The sequence below is a fragment of the Paenarthrobacter sp. NCHU4564 genome (genome assembly GCF_052156435.1).
GTDB lineage: Bacteria > Actinomycetota > Actinomycetes > Actinomycetales > Micrococcaceae > Arthrobacter.
The window spans coordinates 156,269-172,188 of sequence record NZ_JBQLIS010000001.1 but is presented as its reverse complement, the minus strand read 5'-3'; the positions used below and the strand labels follow the sequence as shown (position 1 = coordinate 172,188).

The window sequence follows — 15,920 nt, the reverse complement described above, 5'->3', positions numbered from 1 at the left end:
GACGGCGGCCTGCCGGATTGGGCACGCACCTGCCCTTGCCCTGTGGTCGCCTGAGGGTGTCCAATCCTTGTACACGTTCGAACCCCACGTTGTGGAAGCTACGAGCAGGAAACGACCCCCAGGAGGTTAGCCATGTCCTCGAAGGGCACGCGGGAATCAGCCAGGACGCCGGGGTCGCCCGACACGCGGAAGAGCGATAACGGTACGGCGTTGGCCTCCACGGACCCCGCCACCATCCGCAACGTAGCTCTTGTAGGGCACTCCGGGGCGGGTAAATCCATGCTGGTGGAGGCACTCCTGGCAGCCACGGGCGCGATCACCCGGATGGGCTCGATCACTGAAGGCACCACCGTCAGCGACTCGGACCCCTCGGCGATCCACCAGCAACGCTCAGTCTCCCTGTCGGTCGCGCCGATCATTGCAGGCGACACCAAGGTCAACCTCATCGACACCCCCGGGTACACAGACTTCACCGGCGAACTGCGCGCAGGGTTGAGGGCCGCTGATGCGGCCCTCTTCGTTGTTTCGGCCGTGGACGGCATCGACGGTGCCACCGTTGCCCTCTGGGGCGAGTGCGAAAAGATCCGCATGCCGCGTGCGGTGGTCCTCAGCAAACTGGACCATCCACGCGCGGACTTCCGTGCCGCCGTCGTGCGTTGCCAGGAAGCTTTCGGCGAAGCGGTCCTGCCGCTGTACCTGCCCGACCCGGGCGCCCCGGGCGAACAGCTTGCAGGCGTCCTCCACGGCACGGACAACGATGCCGCCATCGCTGAAGCCCGCGGACCGCTGATCGAGGGGATCATCGCCGAAAGCGAAGACGAAACCCTGATGGACCGCTACCTCGGTGGCGAAGAACTGCCCCTGGCGGACCTCGTCAGCGACCTCGAAACGGCCGTATCCCGGGGCGCGTTCTTTCCGGTCATCCCCACCTCCGCTGAAACGGGACTGGGACTGCCGGAACTCATGTCGCTCTTTACCGATGCCCTGCCATCTCCGCTGGAACGGGTCCCTCCACCAGCCATGGCGCTGGACGGATCATCGCTGAAGAACCTGGACTGCGACCCGGCAGGGCCGCTGGCCGCAGAAGTGGTCAGGACTACGGTAGATCCGTTCCTGGGGCGGGTGTGCCTGGTCAGGGTCTTCTCCGGGACCCTTCGCGAGGACTCGCCAATCCACATCGGCGGTCGCGGCCTCGCGGACAGGGGGCACGAGGACCACGACAGCGACGAACGGGTCACCCACCTTTACTCGCCCGTGGGATCCAGCCTCAAAGCCGTACCATTCAGCATTGCCGGCGACATCTGTGCCATCAGCAAGCTGGCGGCGGCCGAAACGGGCGACACCGTGTCGGACCGGGACGCTCCGCTTCTGCTGGAAACCTGGAACATGCCCGAACCCCTCATGCCGGTGGCCATTGAGGGAGCATCACGCAGCGATGAGGACGCCCTGGCCAAAAGCATCGGAAAAATCGCGGCGGCGGATCCGACCTTGCGGGTGGAACGCAACCAGGACACGCACCAGCTGATCCTGTGGTGCATGGGTGAAGCGCACGCCGAGGTGGTGCTGGACCGATTGCGCGGCCAGGGTATCAAGCTGCAAACCGTGGACGTGGTCACTCCACTCAGGGAAACCTTTGCCGGCAAGGCAACAGGGCACGGGCGGCACGTCAAGCAGTCCGGCGGCCACGGCCAGTTTGCCATTTGCGACATTGAGGTGGAACCACTGCCGCGCGGCGCGGGGTTCGAGTTCGCGGACAGGATCGTCGGAGGCGTCATCCCTGCCACGTTCGTGGCATCTGTCGAAAAAGGCGTGCGCGCGCAGATGCTCAAAGGAGTCTCCGCTGGTTTCCCGGTGGTGGACATCAAAGTGACGCTGGTGGGCGGTAAGACCCACAGCGTTGACTCATCGGACGCAGCCTTCCAGGCAGCTGGTGCCCTCGCCCTCCGGGAAGCCGCCGCAGCAGCAACCATTCAACTGCTGGAGCCGGTGTCCGCCGTGGTGGTCAGTGTCCCGGACGAGTACGTCGGCACGGTGATGAGCGATCTCTCGGGCCGCCGGGGCCGGGTGACAGGCACGTCTGCAGCCGAAGCCGGCGACGGCACGGACGTCACCGCGGAGGTCCCCGACCAGGAGTTGCTGCGGTACGCCATCGAACTCCGGGCGCTGACTGCCGGTACGGGAAGGTTCCGCCGCAGCTATCTGCGGCATGAGCCTGCGCCCCGGTAGTGGTCCGGTGCCTGCCCGTTCCCCGCGTTAGCGGGTGGTCCCAAGGAACGCTGCCACAACGGGGGCCAGCGAAGCCCCGGTCTCAGCAGCGCTGCGTTTGACACCCTTGACCGCGAACGAATGGTCCGCATCTTCACGCCACTGCAGTTCCGCCGTCGGGCCGATTCGGCTGACCACCGCTTCCAGCAGTTCCGGCGTTGCGAAAGTGTCGCGGGTGCCCTGCAGGAACAGCATCGGAACGGTGACGCCGTACAGGTGTTCATCGCGCAGTTTCTCCGGTTTTCCGGGAGCATGCAGCGGATAGCCCAGATACACCAGGCCCCGGGCGGGCATGCCCTCGGCAACGGCCATGGAGGCCATCCGCCCGCCGAAGGATTTACCCGCGGCCCACACCGGTTGATCTCCAGCCAACACCGCTGCCGTCCGCATGACGTCCTGCCACGCCGCAATGGCGGCCGGTGGCCTGTCCGGGAACCGGCGTCCGGCTTCCCGGTAGGGGAAATTGAAACGCAGGGTGCTGACGCCTTCCCGGGCCATGGCTTCCGCGAAGCCCTGGAGGAACGGATGCTCCATGCCTGCTCCGGCCCCGTGGGCCACCACGAGCATGGCTGTGGACTGGTCCGGCTGCAGGTGCAGGGCGGAAACACTGGTGTCTCCCGTGGCGATGGTCAGGGCAGTTTCGGTGACAGGCATGTATCCATCATGCTGCAGCGAGAGGCACCCGTGCGCCACGGACGCAAATGGGGCCGGGGTGCTGACGCGCGGGTGCGGTTCGCGGTAGCTTGTGCCCATGGCGAGCGAATCAACCACCATTTCCGTGCCCGGACCCCATGGCCCCAGGGAGGTACGGATTTCCAGTCCCGGCCGCGTGGTGTGGCCTGAGGCCGGAGTGACCAAGCTGGACCTGGCGCAATACCTGGTGGACGTGGGCGAGGCTTTTGTCGCGGCCAACGGAGACCGGCCCGTCAGCCTTCAGCGGTATTCCGGAACCATCGAAGGGGACATGTTCTTCTCCAAGAACCCTCCCAAGGGCGCGCCCGACTACGTGCGCTCGGTAAGCGTGGTGTATCCGAGTGCCCGTTCCCATCCCCAACTGGTGATTGACGAGCCGGCGGCAGCGGTATGGGCTGCACAAATGAACACGGTTGTTTTCCATCCGTGGGCCTCACGGGCCGGCAATTCGGACAACCCGGATCAACTGCGCATCGACCTTGACCCGCAACCGGGGACCGACTTCGACGACGCGATCCCGGCCGCCCTCGAACTACGCTCCGTCCTGGAGGAAGCGGGCCTGACGCCGTTTATCAAGACATCCGGCAACCGCGGAATCCACGTCTATGCCCCGATCCACCCCAAGCATGAATTTCTGGAGGTCCGCCACGCCGTTATTGCAGCCGGCCGCGAGCTGGAACGGCGGATGCCGGACAAGGTCACCACGGCATGGTGGAAGGAGGAACGCGGCAGCAGGATCTTCGTGGACTTCAACCAGGCCAACCGCGACAGGACGATCGCCGGGGCCTACAGTCCGCGGGCAGTTCCACAGGCCCAGGTGTCCTGCCCGCTGGCCTGGGACGAGCTGGAGAACGCCGATCCCGCCAAATACACCATCATGACCGTTCCCGAGCGGCTGCGGACCGTTGGCGATCCGTGGGCTGACATGCACCGCAGTCCAGGTGATATCGACGTCCTGCTGCAGTGGTGGGAAAGGGACGTGCAGAGCGGGCAGGGGGAAATGCCGTTCCCGCCGGAATTCCCCAAGATGCCCGGTGAACCCATGCGGGTCCAGCCCAGCCGGGCGCGCAAGCCGGAGGAACCGGCGGGGTAGCACGGGAGGCGGCATGCCACGGCGGGAACAGCACGGCCTACCATCCGGCCTCACCGGATGCCTGGTGCTTGCCGCCGGCAGCCTGCTCACAGCATGCATTCCTGCTCCTGGACCGGCCCCGCCGCCTCCCACCTCCATGGTGTCGACGCCGGCTTCTGCTGTGCCTACCCTTCCAGGAACGGAGTCCTCGCTGGCGGCGCCCGCCCCGTCCACGTTCGGCGTACCGTCCCCTGACCCGGCCACCGTACCGCCCGCTTTCCGGGAGCTCCAGGCCGCGATGGAACTGTACAGCCGCGAAATGGTCGGCCAGGGGGCAAGTGCCGTCCTGATCGAGGCGAAGGTTGGCGGGCAGGCCTGGTCGCACACCGCCGGAACACGGACGTTGGGCGGCGCTGCCGCGGCGCCGGGTGATCCCGTCTTCATCGGCGCCGTGGGCCGCAGCATGCTGGCGGTCCTGGTGCTGGCCCTCGTGGAGGAGGGGCTGGTGGTGCTGGACCTTCCCGTGGCAACCTACCTGCCGGAGCTGTCAGGGACGGTGGCGGGCGGCCGTTCCGTCCGGGAGGTGCTGGGGCGGAAACCGAGCGCCTTGGATCCGTCGGACCAGGGGTACCGGATCCTCGGCGTGTTGGTGGAGCGGCTTCGGGGTGCGGGCCTGGCCACCGTGCTGGCACGGGACATCGGGGAACCCCTGGGCCTGCGTTCCTTCCCGGTGTCTGCGGGGGCCAATCCGGACACCCTGGTCCACCGGTACGTCCTGGTGGACGGCGACGCCTCGGATGTGACGGCGTTTGCCGGTCCAGGCGAAGGGGAACCACGGATTGCTGCCGGGGTGGCGGACCTGAACTCCTTCTACGCAGGGCTGCTGGAAGGCAGGCTCCTGGAACCGGCGAGCCTGGTGGAGATGAAGGGCCCGCTTCCCGGCGGCTACGGGCTGGGACTCGACCAGTGGGATGACCGGTGCACCAACGGCTCCTACTTCGGCCATGCCGCCGACCTTCCGGGCGGAGGAGTGGTGTCCATGAGCAGTGCCGATGGCAACAGGCAACTCACGCTTGCCGTGAGCTATCCACCGGCGGCGCAGGGCACGCAGCCATCCGCGCTCACCCTGGAATTGATGGGGTTGGCGCAGGTGGCGCTGAACAGCGGGTGCCGCTTCCAGTTCCGATGACTCTTTACGCCGCGGACCGGAACCGCCCGTGGGTCACTCGAACCGGGAGGGGTCTCCGGTTCCCCGGCGCACTACCTCGGCGACTCCACTGGAGAAGTCAATCACGGTGGTGGGCTCAGAGCCGGTGTCGCCGGAGTCGATGACTGCATCAACCTCATGGTCCAGGCGCTCCTTGATCTCCCAGCCCTGGGTGAGCGGTTCGTCCTGGTCGGGGAGGAGGAGCGTGCTCGAGAGCAGCGGTTCACCGAGTTCCGCCAGGAGTGCCTGCACCACCTTGTGATCCGGGATCCTTACCCCGACCGTCTTCTTCTTGGGGTGCAGCAGCCGTTTGGGGACTTCACGCGTTGCGGGCAGGATGAACGTGTAGCTGCCGGGAGTGACGGCCTTGATGCTCCTGAAAACATCGTTGTCCAGCATGACGAACTGGCCCATCTGGGCGAAATCCTTGCAGACAAGGGTGAAGTGGTGTTTGTCGTCCAGGTGCCGGATGGTCCGGATCCTGTCCAACGCTTCCCGGTTGCCCACTTGTGCCCCCAGCGCGTAGCAGGAGTCGGTGGGATAGGCGATCAGTCCGCCGTTCTGCAGCATATTGACTACTTGCCCGATCGCACGGGGTTGTGGATCCTGCGGGTGGACGTCAAAGAATCTGGCCATGGAAAGAGCCTACGGCAACGCCTAGGACAAGATGTCCTTTCCCGCGAAACGGCCATACGCCAGCGCGCCGCAGACCGCGACGTAGCCCGCCTGGAGCACGGCATTGTCGAGGAACGAATCCCAGGAGACCGGTTGGCGCAGCAGGTCGGCGAAGCCCAGCCAATGGTGGCTGAACAGCCACGGGTGCAACCACTCAAGCTGCGGAAGGTTGTCGAGGACCTGCGACACGACCGAGAGCACCACGGTGGCGGCCATGGCTCCCACCGGTACGTCCGTGAAGGTCGAGATGAGCAGCCCGATCGCGGACAAGCCCAGCAGTGAAACGGTGATGTAGGCGGCCACCAGCAAGGACCGCAGCAAGGATTCGACCTCGCCAATGGTGTCGCCGGACAGCAGCGTCACCGGCCCCACCGGGAAAAGTACGACGCCGGCCAGGGCACCTGCTGCCACAACCGTCACCGTTGCGGCAATGCAGAAGGCGACAGCCCCGGCGTACTTCACGGCCAACAGCCGGATCCGCCCCGCGGGGGCCAGCAGCAGGTACCTCAGGGTGCCCAGGTTCGCTTCCCCCGCGAGCGTGTCACCTGCCACCACTCCCACCGTCAGGGGCAGGAACAGTGGCACGCACACCACCAGCGCCGTGATGGCCACGAACAGGCCGTTCTGCGTGATGCGGTCCAGGAACAGCGGTCCCCGCCCGGGCGTTGCCGGCCGCGCCGACAGCTTGACGGCCACGGCGATCAAAACCGGAACAGCTGCCAGCGCCAGGAGCATGGCCCACGTACGGACCCTGCGGAACAAGACGGAGAGCTCGGACGCCAGCAATGCCCACCCGGCGCCCGGACTGGTCCGCGGAGAAGCGTCAACCGACAACGTCAAACCCCTCTCCGGTCAGGGATACGTAGCGTTCCTCGAGGCTGGGGGTCTCAACGGCGAATCCCCTGACCCGGACCCCGTCCTCTACCAGCGCCGCAACGATCCTCTCGGGTTCCATGCCGTCCAGGCCCGTGCCCACAACGGCACCGGCGTCCTGGCCTCCACCCGCTCCATGGCCTGGGCCGGGTACCAGCCCCAGGCGGGCCAGGACACCAGCGGCCCGGTCGGCGTCGGGAGTCTTAACCACAACATGTGGCTGGCCTGCCGCCCGGAGCTCATCCAAGCGGCCCTGGGCTACCAGCCTGCCCCCGCGCATGACCCCTGCATGGGTGCACATTTGTTCGACTTCGGCCAGCAGGTGGCTGGAGACAAAGACCGTGGTCCCGCCTGCGGCCAGGGAGCGTACCAGGCTGCGGACTTCACGGGTACCTTGGGGATCCAGTCCATTGGTGGGCTCGTCCAGCACCAGCAGTTCACGGGGCCTCAGCAAGGCGTTGGCCAGGCCCAGCCGCTGCTTCATGCCCAGGGAGTAGGCGCGGACCTTCTTGCCTGCGGCGTGGGTCAGGCCCACCCGGTCCAGTGCCTCTGCCACCCGCTTGCGCCGCGTGGACGCTGACGCGTGCCTGTCGGCCGAGTCGAGCCGGACGAGGTTGCCGGTACCGGTAAGGAACGGATAGAAGCCCGGTCCCTCCACCAAGGCGCCCACCCGTGGCAGCACCGTGGCCAGGTCGCCGGGCATGTCCCGGCCCAGAACCCTGATGCTTCCCTGGCTGGCGCCGGCCAACCCCAGCAACATCCGGATCGTGGTGGTTTTGCCCGAACCGTTGGGCCCAAGGAATCCAAAGACAGCACCATACGGGACCGCCAAATCCATGCCGTCCACGGCTGCCCGGTGCCGGAATCTCTTGGCCAGCCCGTGGGTTTCAATGGCCAGACCGGCTCCGGCTTCGGGGGAAAGGGCCGTCATGGGCCCGGGGTCATTCAGCTGCTGCGGCTGTCTCCAGCCGCTCCAAGGGAACCATGCCCGCATAGATACGCCCGTCGTCCAGGAACAGGACGTTCACGAGGGCGGTGGTGAGGGCCCGGCCACCGGCCACCGGTTGCAGGGCCTGCGCAAGCTGCGGCGAGGCCGCCACCTCAGGCGGGACAACGCCTGCCGGGAAGACCGCTATCGCGTCCCAGCCCCTGCCGGTCACGCCGGGACCGTGCTGTGCCGGCGCCGGCTCATCCGGGCCAGGCGAGGGCAGGGCGGGTACGGGCTTGTCGGGCAGGGGTTTGGCGGGCACCGCCTGCTCCGTCACTGCGGCCCCGGGCGGGGGAGTGAAGAGGAACAAGCCCGGGTCGGGGACGGCGAGGTCAAGGGCAGTGTAGGCCAAGGAATACGCAGGTTCGTTCTGGCCTTTGGCGCGCACCTCGACACGCAACGGGAGTCCGGTTTCAGAGTCGACAGCAATGGATACGGACTCCACCAAGGTTCCCGCACTGCGCGGGATCAGTGTCACCTGGTAGGCGCTGCGTCCGGCCACCGACACGTCGTCGGCGACCCTGACTTCAGTGGAAGGATCGATCGCTGCCAGGAAACGGTCCGCCATGGATTCCGGGGTTTCCATGACGGTGTCGCCTGGATCATGGGAAGCGTGGCCTCCGGCTTGGGGGAGGGTCAGGTGCGTCGCGCTGTTGTCGCCCGAATCATAGAACCAGATGTCGCGGCCGTTGACCACCACGTCCCGTTCGGCCATACGCTCCATGACCTGGAACCGTGCCTTGCCCGGCGCGTCAACAAAAACGCGGAACTCATGCGAACCCGTCAGCAGGTCAAGGGCTCCGGCCGCACCGGGAGCAGCCCCGGGGCCGGTCGCCGGAATCTCCGGAAGCCCCAGCGCAGCTTCCTGTACCACGGTGCCGGAGAGGGCCCGCACCTCGGTCCGGGCGACCATGGTCAGGATGTCACTGGCCGACTTGGGCGGAAGGGACACCGTGGCTCCGGCCGTGAGCGATCCGGCGAGCACCGTTATCGCCACAGCAAGGGGGACAAGGAAGGCAGGCAACCATCGCCGCCGCGCCCGCGTCATCGCTACCGGCCACCGCATGTTTCAGGCATAAATCCAGAGTACTCCGGTGCCCGGCAAGGGTCACCGGCTTCCCGCCTCACGGCATCCCGGGAAGTGCAGCGATCTTCAGCTTTGGATCAACCGGCGGGCAAGCTTCACGGCGCCGTGCACGGGAGCCTCATCCAGGATCCTGATGCCCGAAGGGTCATCCAGCGCAACCTTCCGTGCCACTGCTCCAGCCAGCTGGGGCTGGTTAACCAGCAACGCTCCGGCCATCACGAGCGGCAGGTCCAGCCCAAGTTCCCCCAGGACCTGCCTGGCCAGTGTCGCGAGCGAATGTGCAGCCTCGGCCTGGATGCGGACTGCGGCGGGATCACCGTCTGCCGCGAGGTCCAGCACCAAAGGCGCAAGTCCGGCCCAGTGGTCAGGCTCCGGCCGTGCATAGAAAAAGTCCATCAGTTGCAAGGCGTCGGCGCTTGCCGTAGCTGCCATGATCGCCTTGACCAGTGGGCCTGGTTCGAGCCCGGCGTAGTACTCGCGCAGGGCCTCACGGACCGAGTCCCGGACCACGGAGTAGCCGCCGCCTTCGTCGCCGAGCAGGTATCCGTAGCCACCGGCCCGGGCTTCGCGGCCGTCCCGGCTTCTTCCCCACGCCACGGAACCGGTTCCAGCCACAACTACGGCGCCGGCGTCGAGGTCCGCGGCGGCGAGGACTATGCGGGTGTCATGGACGACGTCGATCACGGCCCCGGGAAAGTGCTCCGTGAGCAGTGCAGTCAACACAGCCCGGCTGGCAGGCGTGTCCGCACCGGCGGCGCCCATGCAGACGGCACTGATGCCCGGACCGACAGCGGCAGCGATCCGCCGGAGGACGGCGTCGGCGCCCTGGTGGCCCACCGAGGACAGATTGGCGCGGGCTTCGGTGATTTCCACAGCGCCGCCGTCCTCGCCGTCATGGTTACCGGAGGTGTCAAGCCCGGCCCTGACGGCGCGGGTCTTGGATCCGCCGATGTGCAGTCCAAGGACGGCCGGACTCATAAGACGACCACCTGGGTGGCATGGCGGTGCATTGCTCTGGGCATGGGGCATCCTTCCGCTACGAGGCAACTCCGACCAGATTGGCATAGACCAATCCCCGTGTCTACAAGTAGGATGTCCGGGTGTCATTCCCTCCAGGCCCGGCGACTCCCAAGTACTACCTCCTGAAGACAGAACTCCTGGCCATGATTTCCGGCCTGCAGCCGGGCACGCTGATTCCCACCGAGCGCTCCTTGGCGGAGGAGCACCGGACGTCCCGGACCACGGTCCGCCAAGCCATCAGCGAGCTGGTGGCCGAAGGAAAGCTCGGCAGGATCCAGGGCCATGGCACCTTCGTGGCGCCACCGAAGATGACGCATGTCCGGCAGCTGACGTCCTTCTCGGACGATGCGAAAAGCCAGGGTCTGCGGCCAGACTCCCGCGTCGTGGCACTCGATGTCATTCCGGCAGGCAAGGACGCTGCAGACTCCCTCGGCCTGCGGCCGGGCGATCCGGTAACCCGGCTGGAGCGCATCCGGCTGATCGAGGGCGAGCCGCTGGCCCATGAAGTCGCCTTCCTGCCCGGGCCGTTGCCGGAGCTCGGTGGACATCTGGCCCGGACGGGGTCGCTTTACGCCGTCCTGGCAGGTGTCTATGGGCGGCAGGTGGCCGAGGTCGAGGACGCGGTGGAGACTGCACTGGCCGGGCCGGTGGAGGTCCGCCTGCTTGGTGTTGAGATGGGCGCTCCACTCATGGTTGTCCACCGGATGGCCCGTGACGGTTCCGGATCCCCGGTCGAATGGACCCGCAGCACCTTCCGGGGAGACAGGTTCCGGTTCGTGTCACGGGTGAAGAAGGGCTCCTAGGGTACTGCCACGCCGAGCGTGCTGCGGACGTATTCTGCGCTGGGGCCTGCGTAGGCGTCCACGATCCGGCTGAACAAGGCTGTCCCTTCAGCGCCCGGCCAGTCGTCGGGAAGGAAGGAACCGGGTAGCCCAGGGTCCAGATAGGGGATAACCCGCCACCGGTCAATGCACTGTACATAGGTGGCGAATGAGGAGGCTGATGCCTCCACGCCGTCGTCGGGAAGAGGAACAGCCGCGCCCTGCCCGTGGATGAAATCGATGAAATCCCGGTGAAGGCCGGCGACAACATCCAGGTCCCACCACTTCGCGGCGGCGTCCCGGAGGCTGCCGCCCACCATGGGTGTCCGGGTCACAAAGACAGTGGCCATGTCCCGGAGATCCAGGTCCACCAGGATTTCCTCCACCTCACCGCGCAGTGTGTCGGGGCAGATCCACAGCCCGGCAGCCACGGTGCCGCAGCCGATCCAGTGCAGCCGGCGCCGTAACTGGTGGCGCTTTTCCCTCTCAGTTTCCGGGATGGAAAAGGAGACCAGGCACCACGGATCGGAGTCGGACATACTGCGCGGCGTGAAGATCCGGCGGTCTCCCCGTGCAAGCATGGCGGCTGCGCCCGCGGTGAGGGTGAAGCCGGCGACGCCGTCCCGGTTTTCCTGCCGGACCACGTCCTTTTTCCTCAGGCGGCCCAACGCGGTCCGGGTGACGGTGGCCGAGGTACCCAGGGCTTCCATCAGGGAAACCATGTCGCGCCCGGCTATCCATCCGCCGGCGTCCCGCAGATACAGGCCGATAACCGTCCGCAGCAGTGACGTGGTACTCCCGGGACGGGAGTCCATGTCATCGAGGACTGCACTCATTGCAGCTCTGCCAGGGCGTCGCGGATGGCGGTCACCCCGAGTTCCACCTCGGCATAGCTGGTGCTCAGGGGAGACAGTCCGATCCGCAGGCCGTGCGGCGGGCGGAAGTCGGGGATGACGCCGCGCTCCCAGAGCTTCGCGGTGACGTCCCTGAACATCGGGTGGTCCACCGTGATGTGGGAACCCCTCTCGGCAGCGTTGCGCGGGCTGACGATCGCCGCCCCCATGGGCACCAGGAGCTCGTCTGCCAGCCGGATGGCATATTCGGTGAGATTAATCGACTTCTCCCGCACCGCGTCCATTCCTACGGAAGCGATCAGTTCCACCATGTCCTTGATGGGCTGCATCGCCAGGACCGGCGGGGTTCCGGTGATGAACCGGCGGATGCCTTCTGCCGGCCGGTAGGCCTCTGTCATGCCGAACGGGTTGTCCGCACCCATCCAGCCCCAAATGGGCTGCTGCAACCGGTTCTGTCGCGCGGCGTTGACGTAGGCGAAGGCCGGCGAACCCGGGCCCCCGTTGAGGTACTTGTAGGTGCAGCCAACAGCCAGGTCAACGCCCCATGCATCCAGCTCCATCGGCACCGAGCCCACTGAATGGCAAAGATCCCACAGCATAAGGGCTCCCGCACGGTGGACGGCGTTGGTGATGCCCGGCGCATCCGCCAGGAACCCCGAACGGTAGGCAACATGGCTCAGGACCACGACGGCGGTGCGCTCACCCAGGATGCCGTCAAGGTCCGCGGGACGGACGCCGCTGGCCGGATTGGGTGCGATCCACTTGATGGTGGCGCCCCTCTCGGCCGCGATGCCCTCGATGATGAAGCGGTCGGTGGGGAAGTTGTCCCGGTCGATGATGATCTCGTCACGTCCCGGCTGTGCATCCACGGCAGCCCGGATCAGCTTGTACAGCATGACGGATGTCGAATCTCCTACGGTGACCTGGCCGGCTGCTGCACCGAGGGTCACCTCCCCGATCCGGTCGCCGACCCGGGTTGGTTCGTCCATCCACTGTTCGTCCCAGCCACGGATCAACCGGCTGCCCCAGGCGTCATGGACGAAGTTCTGCAGGTTCGCTGCCGTTGCCTTAAGCGGGCGTCCAAGGGAGTTGCCGTCCAGGTATGAGGTGAGCTGGCCGGCGTCGGGCGTGTAGAAGGCCTCACGCTGGGTGGCAAGCGGGTCTGCCGCGTCGAGCTGGGCGGCTTGAGGCCGTTGCGTTTGCTGGTCGGTGGTCATGGGTCCTCCTGGAAGGAGCTGTAGGGATGCTGTCAGTTGCCGATTTCCGTGCGGACGGCGTAGAGCTCGGGAAAGAACGTGAGATCCAGGGCCCGCCTCAAAAAGTCGACCCCGGAGGAGCCACCCGTGCCGACCTTGAAGCCGATGGTCCGCTGGACGGTGCGCAGGTGCCTGAACCGCCAGGCCTGGAAGTTGTCCTCGATGTCCACCAGGTCTTCACATGCCTCGTAAAGCCCCCATGGTGTGTCGTCGGCCTCATAGATCTTTTGGAAGACGGGCACCATATCCGGGCGGAACGTCCAGGGTTCGCTGGTGTCGCGTTGCAGGACGTCGACGGGGATGTCGTACCCGGCCCGGGCCAGCACGGCGAGGAAGGCGTCATACAGGGTGGGCTCCTCCAGGAGCCGGTTGAGCAGGGCATGCGCTGCGGGATCGCTCTCAAAGACCCGGAGCATGCCGCGGTTCTTGTTGCCCAGCAGGAATTCCACGGCGCGGTATTGGTAGGACTGGAATCCGGAGGAACTGCCCAGGAAGTTGCGGAACTGCGCGTACTCACGGGGAGTCAGTGTTCCCAGGACGGACCACTGCTCGATCATGGTGCGCTGGATGGCCTTGACGCGTGCAATGCACTTCAACGCCTGGCCGAGGCTGTCGGAATCCATGAGCCTGCGGGCCTCGAGGAGTTCGTGCAGGACCAGCTTGAGCCAGAGTTCGCTGGTCTGGTGCTGGATGATGAACAGCAGCTCGTCGTGGTGTTCGGGTTGGCTGAGCGGGTGCTGGGAGCTCAACAGCCTGTCCAGGTCCAGGTAGCCGCCATAGGACATGGCGTGGCGGAAGTCGGTGCGGACGGTGTCCTCGATGTCCCGGACATTGCGTGGCGAACGGGGTGCGGCGGGCTGTTCCATACTCCGAGATTATCACTTCCATGACGAACGTCAAGAGTATGATTTCGAGCGTCGGTCGCCCTTGCCGTACGCTGAGCATGGACCTCAAGGGGAAGGGGATGTACCAATGGCCGCCATTGTGCCGGTGTCCATCTATTTGGATGTCGACGGCGTGGTGAACCCCTTCGGCCCCCAGGGCACCACTGACTGGGGAAGCGATTGGATAACCGCTGACGCCGGAATACTGAACGTTGCCTATGCCCCCGAGGTTGTCGCCGGACTTAACGAACTGGCGGAACATCCCGCAGCCCGCTTCGTGTGGCTCACCACGTGGGAACGGCTGGCTCCCGAGTACCTGTGCCCGGCCATCGGGCTCAAGGGGCAGGACTGGCCTGTGCTTTCCAGTCAAGGATGGGACGAGCGGCCCGAATGGTGGAAGCTCGTTGCGCTGCAGAAGGATGTGGAAGAGGCAGGAGCAGAACGCTTTGCCTGGGTGGACGACCAATTGGACCGCGAATCCGACGCCCGCTCCTGGGCAGAGTTCCGGCAGGACCGTGTGCTTTGCATCTCACCTGATCCGCGCAAGGGCCTCACCCGCCGCGACCTCGCGGCCTTGGGCGCCTTTTTGGGATGAAGGACGCCCGGGGCATGTTTGTCCGCCCGGCCGCTGGCACGTAGGATTCTTAAGGTTTCAAGCCCGCCAGAGTGAATTCTGCAAGTCCAGCCTGTTGAACAATTGCTGAACTATGCTGATTGGCAGGCAAGGGGAAAGTGGAACTGCTGAACGTCGACTCTGCAGATTGGGCAACAGGTGGACATCACCTTCATGGTCGCGCTTGTCATAGCGTTGGCCCTCTTCTTTGACTTCACCAACGGGTTTCACGACACTGCCAATGCGATGGCCACGCCCATCGCAACAGGGGCCATCAAGCCCAAGACGGCGGTAGCACTCGCAGCAGTGCTCAACCTCATCGGCGCATTCCTGTCCACGGAGGTTGCCAAGACGATCTCCGGCGGTTTGATCCGCGAGGGGTCCGACGGCATCCACATCACGCCGGACATCATCTTCGCGGGGTTGATGGGCGCTGTCCTGTGGAACATGGTGACGTGGCTGAAGGGACTGCCGTCGAGTTCGTCCCACGCCTTGTTCGGAGGATTGATCGGGGCGGCCGTGGTGGGCATCGGCCTTCACTCGATCAACTTTGAGACAGTCCTCCAAAAGGTCATCCTGCCCGCGATCTTCGCGCCGCTGATCGCAGGCCTGGTTGCCTACCTCTGCACGCGCCTGGCCTACGCACTGACCTCCCGGCACGACCCCGAAACCGGTGACAAGCTCACCCAGAAGCGTGGGGGCTTCCGCACCGGACAGATCTTCACGTCCAGCCTTGTGGCGTTGGCCCACGGCACCAACGATGCCCAGAAAACAATGGGCATCATTACGTTGGTCCTCATTGCCGGTGGTACGCAGCCTCCCGGCTCCGGCCCGGTGTTCTGGGTCGTCGCAGCCTGTGCTTTCGCCATCGCCATCGGAACCTACGCCGGCGGCTGGCGCATCATCCGGACCATGGGGTCGGGCCTGACCGAGGTGAAGCCCGCCCAGGGCTTCTCCGCCGAGACCAGTACCGCCACCGCCATCCTGGCCTCCTCCCACCTTGGCTTCGCCCTGTCCACCACGCAGGTAGCGTCCGGTTCGGTCATCGGCTCCGGCCTGGGCCGCAAAGGCACCTCCGTCCGGTGGGGGACCGCGGGCAAGATCGCCCTTGGCTGGTTGTTCACCCTGCCGGCTGCAGGCATCGTCGGGGCGCTGACGGCCCTGCTGGTCAACGTCGGCGTGGTAGGGGTCGTCATCGCCGCGGTGGTGGGGACTGCGGCGATCCTGCTGATGTTCTTCGCATCCCGCAAGTCACACGTTGGCCACCACAATGCGGTGGAAGTCGAAGAAGCGGGCCATGCCGTGCGGTTCCGGAAGAAGAAGAAATCACGCAAATCCACCAAGAGCGAGGGAGCGCAGCAATGAAGTGGTTGGAACTGCTGCAGGTGGCAGGCGTAACCCTGGTGGCCGCCGTGACACTCGTGACCCTGTACTCCCTGGGGGTCCGGTTGACCGCCATCGCCGGCGACACCGGACAGAAGTCCCCCGCACTCTTCCGCTCGCTGGCCTACGTCTGCTTTGGCTTCTGCGGCCTGGCAGTACTTTTCGGCATCTATTTGATCGTGCCGTACTTCGGGAAGTAGCACCTTCCGCAGCAGCCCGGCCACTTTCT

16 protein-coding genes are annotated in these 15,920 nt (G+C 65.9%); 7 read left to right on the top strand and 9 right to left on the bottom strand.

Going from position 1 to position 15,920, the window contains the following annotated elements; all coding sequences use genetic code 11:
* Positions 1-132 precede the first annotated feature (132 nt).
* Positions 133-2,226 carry an elongation factor G-like protein EF-G2 gene (locus ACSVIE_RS00765; RefSeq protein ID WP_426002532.1) on the top strand — a complete coding sequence of 698 codons (2,094 nt, stop codon included), beginning with the start codon at positions 133-135 and terminating at the stop codon, positions 2,224-2,226.
* A gap of 27 nt (positions 2,227-2,253) precedes the next feature.
* On the opposite strand, the gene ACSVIE_RS00760 is transcribed toward ACSVIE_RS00765, so the two are convergent.
* Complete coding sequence (locus tag ACSVIE_RS00760; RefSeq protein WP_426002533.1) at positions 2,254-2,919, bottom strand: alpha/beta family hydrolase; 666 nt, start codon at positions 2,917-2,919, stop codon at positions 2,254-2,256.
* A 97-nt stretch (positions 2,920-3,016) separates the two neighbouring features.
* Here ACSVIE_RS00760 and ligD point away from each other — a divergent pair, with 97 nt between their 5' ends.
* The gene (ligD, locus tag ACSVIE_RS00755; RefSeq protein WP_442422715.1) at positions 3,017-4,051 is read left to right on the top strand and encodes a non-homologous end-joining DNA ligase; all 1,035 of its coding nucleotides are present in this window, start codon (positions 3,017-3,019) and stop codon (positions 4,049-4,051) included.
* A gap of 160 nt (positions 4,052-4,211) precedes the next feature.
* On the top strand, positions 4,212-5,219 hold the full coding sequence (locus tag ACSVIE_RS00750) for a serine hydrolase (RefSeq protein ID WP_442422714.1): 1,008 nt from the start codon (positions 4,212-4,214) through the stop codon (positions 5,217-5,219).
* A 33-nt stretch (positions 5,220-5,252) separates the two neighbouring features.
* On the opposite strand, the gene ACSVIE_RS00745 is transcribed toward ACSVIE_RS00750, so the two are convergent.
* From ACSVIE_RS00745 to ACSVIE_RS00725, 5 genes are all read right to left on the bottom strand, one after another.
* Positions 5,253-5,873 carry an L-threonylcarbamoyladenylate synthase gene (locus tag ACSVIE_RS00745; RefSeq protein WP_426002537.1) on the bottom strand — a complete coding sequence of 207 codons (621 nt, stop codon included), beginning with the start codon at positions 5,871-5,873 and terminating at the stop codon, positions 5,253-5,255.
* 21 nt (positions 5,874-5,894) lie between these two features.
* Complete coding sequence (locus ACSVIE_RS00740) at positions 5,895-6,752, bottom strand: ABC transporter permease (RefSeq protein ID WP_442422713.1); 858 nt, start codon at positions 6,750-6,752, stop codon at positions 5,895-5,897.
* Complete coding sequence (locus tag ACSVIE_RS00735) at positions 6,736-7,716, bottom strand: ABC transporter ATP-binding protein (protein ID WP_442422712.1); 981 nt, start codon at positions 7,714-7,716, stop codon at positions 6,736-6,738. Before ACSVIE_RS00735 ends, ACSVIE_RS00740 begins: the two co-directional genes overlap by 17 nt.
* A 10-nt stretch (positions 7,717-7,726) precedes the next feature.
* Positions 7,727-8,839: a LolA family protein gene (locus tag ACSVIE_RS00730; RefSeq protein WP_442422711.1), complete on the bottom strand. Its 1,113-nt coding sequence runs from the start codon at positions 8,837-8,839 to the stop codon at positions 7,727-7,729.
* An 87-nt stretch (positions 8,840-8,926) separates the two neighbouring features.
* Positions 8,927-9,838 (bottom strand): N-acetylglucosamine kinase, encoded by a 912-nt coding sequence (locus ACSVIE_RS00725; RefSeq protein ID WP_442422710.1) that lies wholly within the window; start codon positions 9,836-9,838, stop codon positions 8,927-8,929.
* A 185-nt stretch (positions 9,839-10,023) separates the two neighbouring features.
* Here ACSVIE_RS00725 and ACSVIE_RS00720 point away from each other — a divergent pair, with 185 nt between their 5' ends.
* Positions 10,024-10,683 (top strand): GntR family transcriptional regulator, encoded by a 660-nt coding sequence (locus ACSVIE_RS00720; RefSeq protein ID WP_442422898.1) that lies wholly within the window; start codon positions 10,024-10,026, stop codon positions 10,681-10,683.
* Here ACSVIE_RS00720 and ACSVIE_RS00715 read toward each other — a convergent pair.
* From ACSVIE_RS00715 to kynA, 3 genes are read right to left on the bottom strand one after another with little or no spacing between them, the layout of a single operon-like run.
* Positions 10,680-11,537, bottom strand: a complete 858-nt coding sequence (locus tag ACSVIE_RS00715) for a PaaX family transcriptional regulator (RefSeq protein WP_442422709.1) — start codon at positions 11,535-11,537, stop codon at positions 10,680-10,682. The genes ACSVIE_RS00720 and ACSVIE_RS00715 overlap by 4 nt on opposite strands.
* Positions 11,534-12,772, bottom strand: a complete 1,239-nt coding sequence (locus tag ACSVIE_RS00710; protein WP_442422708.1) for a kynureninase — start codon at positions 12,770-12,772, stop codon at positions 11,534-11,536. The genes ACSVIE_RS00715 and ACSVIE_RS00710 overlap by 4 nt, the downstream gene beginning before the upstream one ends.
* A gap of 32 nt (positions 12,773-12,804) precedes the next feature.
* Positions 12,805-13,677 carry a tryptophan 2,3-dioxygenase gene (gene kynA, locus ACSVIE_RS00705; RefSeq protein ID WP_426002548.1) on the bottom strand — a complete coding sequence of 291 codons (873 nt, stop codon included), beginning with the start codon at positions 13,675-13,677 and terminating at the stop codon, positions 12,805-12,807.
* A 106-nt stretch (positions 13,678-13,783) separates the two neighbouring features.
* Here kynA and ACSVIE_RS00700 point away from each other — a divergent pair, with 106 nt between their 5' ends.
* From ACSVIE_RS00700 to ACSVIE_RS00690, 3 genes are all read left to right on the top strand, one after another.
* Positions 13,784-14,290, top strand: a complete 507-nt coding sequence (locus ACSVIE_RS00700) for an HAD domain-containing protein (protein ID WP_442422707.1) — start codon at positions 13,784-13,786, stop codon at positions 14,288-14,290.
* 177 nt (positions 14,291-14,467) lie between these two features.
* On the top strand, positions 14,468-15,673 hold the full coding sequence (locus ACSVIE_RS00695; RefSeq protein ID WP_426002552.1) for an anion permease: 1,206 nt from the start codon (positions 14,468-14,470) through the stop codon (positions 15,671-15,673).
* Positions 15,670-15,891, top strand: coding sequence for a hypothetical protein (locus ACSVIE_RS00690; RefSeq protein WP_426002554.1), 222 nt, complete (start codon positions 15,670-15,672; stop codon positions 15,889-15,891). The genes ACSVIE_RS00695 and ACSVIE_RS00690 overlap by 4 nt, the downstream gene beginning before the upstream one ends.
* Positions 15,892-15,920: the final 29 nt, after the last annotated feature.

What these genes read in the sequence shown, in the direction of transcription:
- ACSVIE_RS00765 (WP_426002532.1), top strand. Translation starts at nt 133, where the DNA reads ATGTCCTCGAAGGGCACGCGGGAATCAGCCAGGACGCCGGGGTCGCCC.
- ACSVIE_RS00760 (WP_426002533.1), bottom strand. Translation starts at nt 2,919, where the DNA reads ATGCCTGTCACCGAAACTGCCCTGACCATCGCCACGGGAGACACCAGT.
- ligD (WP_442422715.1), top strand. Translation starts at nt 3,017, where the DNA reads ATGGCGAGCGAATCAACCACCATTTCCGTGCCCGGACCCCATGGCCCC.
- ACSVIE_RS00745 (WP_426002537.1), bottom strand. Translation starts at nt 5,873, where the DNA reads ATGGCCAGATTCTTTGACGTCCACCCGCAGGATCCACAACCCCGTGCG.
- ACSVIE_RS00735 (WP_442422712.1), bottom strand. Translation starts at nt 7,716, where the DNA reads ATGACGGCCCTTTCCCCCGAAGCCGGAGCCGGTCTGGCCATTGAAACC.
- ACSVIE_RS00730 (WP_442422711.1), bottom strand. Translation starts at nt 8,839, where the DNA reads ATGCGGTGGCCGGTAGCGATGACGCGGGCGCGGCGGCGATGGTTGCCT.
- ACSVIE_RS00725 (WP_442422710.1), bottom strand. Translation starts at nt 9,838, where the DNA reads ATGAGTCCGGCCGTCCTTGGACTGCACATCGGCGGATCCAAGACCCGC.
- ACSVIE_RS00720 (WP_442422898.1), top strand. Translation starts at nt 10,024, where the DNA reads ATGATTTCCGGCCTGCAGCCGGGCACGCTGATTCCCACCGAGCGCTCC.
- ACSVIE_RS00715 (WP_442422709.1), bottom strand. Translation starts at nt 11,537, where the DNA reads ATGAGTGCAGTCCTCGATGACATGGACTCCCGTCCCGGGAGTACCACG.
- ACSVIE_RS00710 (WP_442422708.1), bottom strand. Translation starts at nt 12,772, where the DNA reads ATGACCACCGACCAGCAAACGCAACGGCCTCAAGCCGCCCAGCTCGAC.
- kynA (WP_426002548.1), bottom strand. Translation starts at nt 13,677, where the DNA reads ATGGAACAGCCCGCCGCACCCCGTTCGCCACGCAATGTCCGGGACATC.
- ACSVIE_RS00700 (WP_442422707.1), top strand. Translation starts at nt 13,784, where the DNA reads ATGGCCGCCATTGTGCCGGTGTCCATCTATTTGGATGTCGACGGCGTG.
- ACSVIE_RS00690 (WP_426002554.1), top strand. Translation starts at nt 15,670, where the DNA reads ATGAAGTGGTTGGAACTGCTGCAGGTGGCAGGCGTAACCCTGGTGGCC.